8 protein-coding genes are annotated in these 6373 nt (G+C 69.0%); 1 reads left to right on the plus strand and 7 read right to left on the minus strand.

All coding sequences use genetic code 11. The features are described 5' to 3' along the window. Nucleotides 1–40 precede the first annotated feature (40 nt). Nucleotides 41–388 (plus strand): hypothetical protein, encoded by a 348-nt coding sequence (locus ACOTKD_RS31075; protein WP_424892339.1) that lies wholly within the window; start codon nt 41–43, stop codon nt 386–388. 478 nt (nt 389–866) lie between these two features. Here ACOTKD_RS31075 and ACOTKD_RS31080 read toward each other — a convergent pair whose 3' ends face one another. From ACOTKD_RS31080 to ACOTKD_RS31110, 7 genes are all read right to left on the minus strand, one after another. Continuing rightward, nucleotides 867–1625, minus strand: a complete 759-nt coding sequence (locus tag ACOTKD_RS31080) for a hypothetical protein (protein ID WP_424892340.1) — start codon at nt 1623–1625, stop codon at nt 867–869. After that, entirely contained in the window at nt 1622–2251 is a 630-nt protein-coding gene (locus ACOTKD_RS31085; RefSeq protein WP_424892341.1) for a hypothetical protein, read from the minus strand. Before ACOTKD_RS31085 ends, ACOTKD_RS31080 begins: the two co-directional genes overlap by 4 nt. Nucleotides 2252–2376: 125 nt before the next feature. Further along, complete coding sequence (locus tag ACOTKD_RS31090) at nt 2377–2820, minus strand: RapZ C-terminal domain-containing protein (RefSeq protein WP_424892342.1); 444 nt, start codon at nt 2818–2820, stop codon at nt 2377–2379. Between the two features lie 463 nt (nt 2821–3283). Then, complete coding sequence (locus ACOTKD_RS31095) at nt 3284–3925, minus strand: hypothetical protein (protein ID WP_424892343.1); 642 nt, start codon at nt 3923–3925, stop codon at nt 3284–3286. Then, nucleotides 3925–4488: a hypothetical protein gene (locus tag ACOTKD_RS31100; RefSeq protein WP_424892344.1), complete on the minus strand. Its 564-nt coding sequence runs from the start codon at nt 4486–4488 to the stop codon at nt 3925–3927. The genes ACOTKD_RS31095 and ACOTKD_RS31100 overlap by 1 nt, the downstream gene beginning before the upstream one ends. Before the next feature lie 81 nt (nt 4489–4569). Further along, nucleotides 4570–5043, minus strand: coding sequence for a transcriptional regulator (locus ACOTKD_RS31105; RefSeq protein WP_424892345.1), 474 nt, complete (start codon nt 5041–5043; stop codon nt 4570–4572). A gap of 118 nt (nt 5044–5161) precedes the next feature. Next, nucleotides 5162–6307, minus strand: a complete 1146-nt coding sequence (locus ACOTKD_RS31110; RefSeq protein ID WP_424892346.1) for a hypothetical protein — start codon at nt 6305–6307, stop codon at nt 5162–5164. Nucleotides 6308–6373 lie beyond the last annotated feature (66 nt).

Here is a 6373-nt window from a genome sequence, read left to right on the forward strand (position 1 = left end):
TGGAAGCGAGACGATCAGCGAACTTCGGGAGGGGAACCTCATGGCAGACCTCTGGGTGATGGGCACCAGCATGCACAAGAACAGGAGCGGCCCGCTGGTCCGCGCTGACGCCATTACTCACCTCATGGCCAGTACCGAGAAGGTAACCGCCTCGCAGATCGGCTCCGACGACGCGATCACGCTCGTCCACCGGGACAGCGTGGGTCACGGATACCAGGGCCCGCATCCCGTGCCCGAGGACTTCCACCTGGCGCTGCTGGCCAAGCTCCCCGAGGCCCGCAGGCAGGCCCAGGGCAGCGAGGAGGACCTGATCCTCTTCCCCGGCCTCGACGACAACCAACAGTGGGACTGGTCGGTGATGACCGTCACGGAGCTGTGGACGGGCTGACCGTCCCCACCGCAGGCCCGGCCTCCTCGCCCACCGGCGAGGAGAGGGGCGGGCACCGAGGACCGCGAGGCGAAACGGGAGCCGGCCACCACTGCACAGCTGAACATCCCCGTCGCCCAAGCCAGGCGCCAACGTTGCAACGCGGCGTGCAACAGAGCCGTCAAGGGCGCCGGCATCGCCCTTCACGACGTCGAGGCGAAGACGCTGGCGCCGCTGGGACGGCTGAACAAGGCGGGCCCGCCAGCTCATCACCACCCCGGCCGGCCCCTGAATTTCGGGGAAATCCGCAGAGGGGCCGTCCAAGGTACGTCGAGCCGGCCGGGTCACGTGGAGCGGGCGGGGCAGCGGCAGGCCCTGCCCCGCGCCGACGGTCAGCTGAAGTGCTTGATCAGTACCGCTCCGAAGATGACGACGGGACCGAAGATGCCCAAGAGGTTGATGGCATCCATAACAGGTTCGCGACGCGTTCTGTACTTCCTCATGGCGTGTCCTTCGTGACGGTGGTGCGGCCGATGGGCCGGAAGAGCCGATTGACGACTCGCCACCACGCTGCCCATCGCCCGGCAGGGCGTGGCCGCGCGTCGTTGGCGGGCGGCTGCAAGGCCGGGGCAGTCGGTGGATCGACGGGGGCCTCGTCGTCGCGGAGCCCGGTGTCGGTCGCGTGGGCCGAGCGCATCGCCGCCGGCCAGTGCTCGAGGTGGACTCCTGCGTCCGCCAGGGCATGGGCGACGAAGTCCCAGCCAGCGGCGGGGTCCTCCGTCTCCAGGGAGTGATACCAGGGGGCGGGTTCCGGTCCGATCACGACGGCCCATCGTCCGTGGAGCAGGTCGCGCTCGGCCGCCCAGCACCGTCCGCCCCAGGAGTCCAGCGACCCGCCGTACTGCGGCGGTTGCGGCAGGTGGCTGCGCAGCCACCGGGCGGCAAGCCCGTGGGTCCAGGCGCGCGCCATGGCGACCGTGGGGAACGCGACCCAGGTGGAGGCATCCCGGCTGAACCACTCCTCGTTGAGTACCGCGATGGCACCGCCGGGGGACGGGTGGACGGTCAGGCGCTCGCCGCGATACCGGATGTCATCAACCGCCGGCGTCGCATCGACGAGTTCCCTGATCCGCGCGTCCTGGTGGAACCGGCCCGAGCACAGGCCCTGCAGGTAGTTGTCGTTGAGGTACCAGTCGTCGTATTCGATGGCGTCAGTCCAGCCGCCGTCGAGTTCCGGCGAGGGCTCGGTGCCCGTCATGCTTCCCCCTCCGTACTCACCGGCACAGCGGCTTGTGTCAGCGCGATGCCCGTGACATCGCTGATCTGGTGCGAGGACAGCTCGCGGAACTCGGTCATCGCGTTCGCGAGCTTCTGCACCGATGGCCAGTACATGTCCAGCCAGAAGTCGACCTCGTCCTGTAGGGACTGATAGTGGGCGACCCCCTGCTGCGGTTGTGCCCCTGCCGGCAGCGCCCCGAAGATGACGACGGAGGGACCGGGGACCGTCTCGGCGACCTTGCGCCGGTCGGAGTCGCAGCCCCGCTCCGCTATCCAGGCCCGCTGCGGTGTCCACAGGCCGGCCTCGCGCAGCCACCGGTCCCCGGCCCGGTCCCCTGCGGCCATCATGAGCGCGTAGGACCACCAGGGAAGGCTGGACCACGGTCCGAATTCCACGTGAGCGCTGTGCAGGTCGTTGGGCTCCAGCGTCGCCCGCCGTACGGGCATGCCCTTGAGAAGGCCGAGCACCGCATGACCGGCCTCGTGATGGGCGTCGTAGCGCGTCATGTCCTCCGTGGTTAGTCCCAGGTCCAGGTCGCCGTGGAGCTGGTGGCCGGGCGGCTCGTGGCGGGTGTAGATGCCATCATCATTGCGGTACCAGGTCACGATGCCGCTCCTTCCGCCGACGCAGCGACGGGTGCCGGGCTTACAGATCTGGTAGTGACTGGTGGTGTGCAGGGGGCGGGGTAGTTCCTCATGTGTCCGTTCGTCTCGTGGGGTCGGGTGGTGAGTCAGCGCTCGACGACGGGCTTGTCGATGTCCCGGTGGGTCAGCGTGACCACCAGGCCGCGCTTCCGGTACGGCACGGCGAGGTCGCCGACGCCGAGCTCAGCGGCGGTGGTGAGGTCGCCCCTGAAGACGGCGCTCAGGGCCAGGGCCACGGTGGCCGCGCGGTGCCGGCCGCCCGCACATCCGGCCGCGATCGTCACAGGAACGGAGCCGCCGCCGGGGCTGGCCAGGCACGCCTCGGCGTGGAGCACGGTGCCGGCGACGAGCTGCTTGATGCCGGGCGTGCTCATCACGGCGGCGCGGACGGGGGCATCGCGGGCACTCAGGCAGCGCAGACCGCGCTGCACGTGCGGGTCGCGGAAGTGGCGGCGCAGGTCGAGCGTGATGGTAGCGGCCGGCGACTGTCCATGGAGGTAGCCAAAGGACACGAGCTCGATGACGGTCATGGCGTCCACCTTTCTGGCCGCCGGCCGATGCCGGTAGGGATTCGCAGAAGTTTCCGGTTGCCGATCCGGCGGGCTCAGCCGGAGACGGCCGCGACGGCCCGTCGGCCTTCGTCGGTGATCCGGAAGAAATGCGGGCAACCGCGGTGCGGAGCCCCGTATGGGGCGGGCCCAGTGTTGACGTGGCCGTGCTCACACAGGGAGGCCGCGTATCCGAGTTCCTCGAGGGCGGCCTCATCCGAGCCCTTCAGGAACACCTTGCGGCCATCGGCCCCCACCCGCAGGAGCATGCTGATGTTGCCGTGGGTGCGCGGCGGCCAGACGGAGCGCGGTGAGCCGGTCGGAGGTCAGGCGGGGCGCCATCGGACCTGCTCAGCTCTCGACCGCGGGGCGGGTGACAGGGATGCCGCCGAGCGTCTGCATCGCCCGTGCACGGCCCTTTCGGTGAGGCGGGGGTGGGGTGGTATCAGGACGGCGTGCTGCCCGCCGCGGGGAGGCGTGGCCACGGTGCCTGCTGCGTCTGGAAGTCGATGCGGTGCCCGCTGGGCAGCATTCCGGTGGCGTTGCGCCTGTCGGGGAAGTGCTGCTGGGACCATTCGCCGGCGGGAAGGTCGTCGAGGAAGCGGTCGATCCGGGGACCAGCGTTGTTCCACTCCACGTAGACAGTGGCCTGCAGGCGGAGACTGACCTCGCTGACGGCGACGGCATAGACGTCCTCCGTGCTGCCGCGGTCGAGCAGCCCGGCCAGTTCGCGGACCACGGCCAAGGTGTCGGTCATTGTGGCGGGCCGGTCGAGACCGTCGGGATCGGCGGGCGAGTAGGTAGCCCGGGAGCGGACCTTGACGCCTCGTACCTCTGCCTCGGCGCACATGTAGAGGGTGGAGTGGAAGGTGAGCGGTGCCGCTTCCGTGCCGTAGGCGTCGGCGAAGGCCTCGACGACGCGGAGTTGTTCCTCGTAGGTGCGGCTTTCGGACCCGTCGACGCTGAGTGAGAGGGAGGGGTCACCGCCCCCAGCGAAGATGTACGCCGGGGTGGGCAGCGGGCCCAGGGCTTCGACGATGTCTCCCGCTATGGAGAGAAGGGTGACGAGGTCGGGTTGATCGGACATCAAGCTGACTCCTCGGGCGGTGTTCTTCCAGGGCATGTTCGCCGGGCTTCTCGTATACACGGGTGCAGCGCGTTGTGCGCCACGGTCAGGGATTCGATGGTGAGGGTCTGGCGGCCGCCGTGCTCGGTGCGCGGTTCCCCTTGCGGCCCGCAGGCTTCGGGCCGCCGCGTCGGTGGCGGTCGGGATTGATGGTGGCGCGACCGCCGGTCAGAGGCTGCCCCCGGTAAGGCGCTGGCCTGGGTGAGCAGCGCGCGAGCGCGGGAAATGCACCGACCGGCGCTGTGCCGGACGTGGTGGGCGCCGGCGTGGAGCTCTTCCACGGCCTTCTGCGCGGCGGGATCTTCGCTCTCCTCCAGGGAGAGGGCGATGGTGTCCAGGAGGGTGTGGACCTGGTGAAGCAGGCCGTTGGTCTCGTCGTCCTGGTCGTGGATCAGGCGCAGTGCTTCGGCGTGAGGGCCGATGGCGACGCTGTCGGTGGCCAGGGCCAGGAGGCGGTCAATGCCGATCTTGGTGATGGCCAGTGCGGCGCGCATTTCCTCGGCGGGGTCCAGGTTGGTCGCCATAGTCGTCTCTTTCCGTTCGGTGGCTGTCGTCCAGTCGTGGCGCCCCTGCATGCCTGTCCGGTACTCAGGGGCATGAGGGTGTCAGAGACCTGTGATGATCAGCGCGGTGATGAAGAGCCACAGGTGATGCCAGCTCTGGTCGAGTGCGTACGCGCCGGTCCCCAGGTGCTTGCCGGTGATGCCGTCCCCCGCGGTGGTTGTGTGCAGCGTGTCGGAACCGAGCTCGTAGAACTCGCGCTGTCCGGTGATCTCGGCGAGCCGGGCGAGGGTGAACCTGCGGTCCGCCCACCAGTGCGATGCAGCATCCAGGCCCAGGCCCAGAAGGACGCCGGCGAGGCTGAGGCGCAGGTCCAGGACGGCGGCGGCGATGGCGAGCAGGAAGATCTTGGTCAGGGTCAGGGTCAGCACGTGGCGGGTGTCGGCGAGGCGGCCGGCCGGGCCCGTTTCCCCCTTCGCTTTGCTCTGGGTAGAGGTTTGCACCCAGTGGTCGCCGAATGAGTGCGCGACCCAGAGGGTGACGAAGACTGCGGCGAATGTGGCGGCAGATTGGGGCATGATGGCGGGTACCTCCCAGTGGCGTCAGTGGATGTCCGGAGGCCCGGGGCGGCCGAGTCTGCTTGCCGGCGATGCGGCCGCCCCGGGGCGCTTCAGCGTCGTGTGGTCCCCTGGGCCTTCACGAAGTCCCAGGCGCCTTGGCAGGGTTTCCGCCCCACAGGCCGGTGAGCAGGTCATCGAGCAGCTCGTAGACGTCGGTGTACTCCGTCGTCCGGGCCTCGGCCAGGTGAGTGGGCGTCATGCGCGCAGCGGTAAAGCGGAACCCGTACGGGTGGGGTTCGCGGCCCTCAGGGCGGGGGTCGTACGTGAACGTGGCGAGGATGTCGAAGCCGCGCCCTTCGTTCTCGGTGTGAGCCTCGACGATGCCGGTGATGGCGTCCCGGCTCTCGCCCCCGAACTGTGCCGACCGCTGGGTGAAGTTGGGCAAGCGGGTGCTCTTGGGAAACAGCAGGGCGACATCGCCGCAGGTGTACTCGCGCTGCTCGTTGTCGTCGTAGGTGATGCAGATCGTGCTCTCGCCCTTTTCGAGATTCTTGCGCAGCACGCCGGGGAAGACGAACCGGTCGTGGGTGTAGGCCTTCCACAGCGGCGCGGCCTGGCCGGGCTCGCTGACGTCCCGGGCGCACCTCAGGCATGCCGGATCGAAGTCGTTGACGATGACGGAGGGGAAGGCGCCGCAGCAGACCACGCACAGGAAGTCGTGCTCGTCTCGGACCCAGGCGCTGACGGGTTTGGTGCCCAGCACCAAGTCGTCCCAGGAACCGACTGACAGGCCGGAACGGGCGACCTCCCTCTGCCGGTCCTGGGCGTAGGAAGAGTAGACGCCGGCTGCGCGCGACAGGCCGTGCAGGGAGATCAGCGCGTCCACCCACGCCCTCTGCATCGTCTTCTCCTGGTCGGTCATGTCGGGGCGGCCGTTGTACTCAACCAACACGCCCAGGCCGCGATCGTCGTCGAACAAGTCCTTCATCTTCCGCAGCAGGAGGCTGCGGGCGGGCTGGAACGTCAAGGCGGCAGTGGACACGGGAGGCTCCTTCTTCGCTTCGGGGTCGGTGGGCTCGATGCCGTGGCTGCGCAAGTCCTTGTAGACGACGTCACGGGAAACGTCGGCGGCCTTGGCCAGCACGTTGATGTTGCGAATGCCGGCCCTCCACGCGGCCGCCATCAGATCGGCCCGGTCGGCCGGGAGGTTGTCGCGGCGGATCGGCCAGTTGCCCAGCTTCAGCAGGGCTCGGGCGCGTTCGGTCGGGTCGTCCTCGATCACACTGTCAGGATGTGTCGACGCGCACGACAAGTCGAGCGAGTCGACACATACTTACGGAAAAACAGG

It is taken from the genome of Streptomyces sp. XH2, from assembly GCF_049725035.1.
In the GTDB taxonomy this organism is placed as follows: domain Bacteria; phylum Actinomycetota; class Actinomycetes; order Streptomycetales; family Streptomycetaceae; genus Streptomyces; species Streptomyces roseoverticillatus.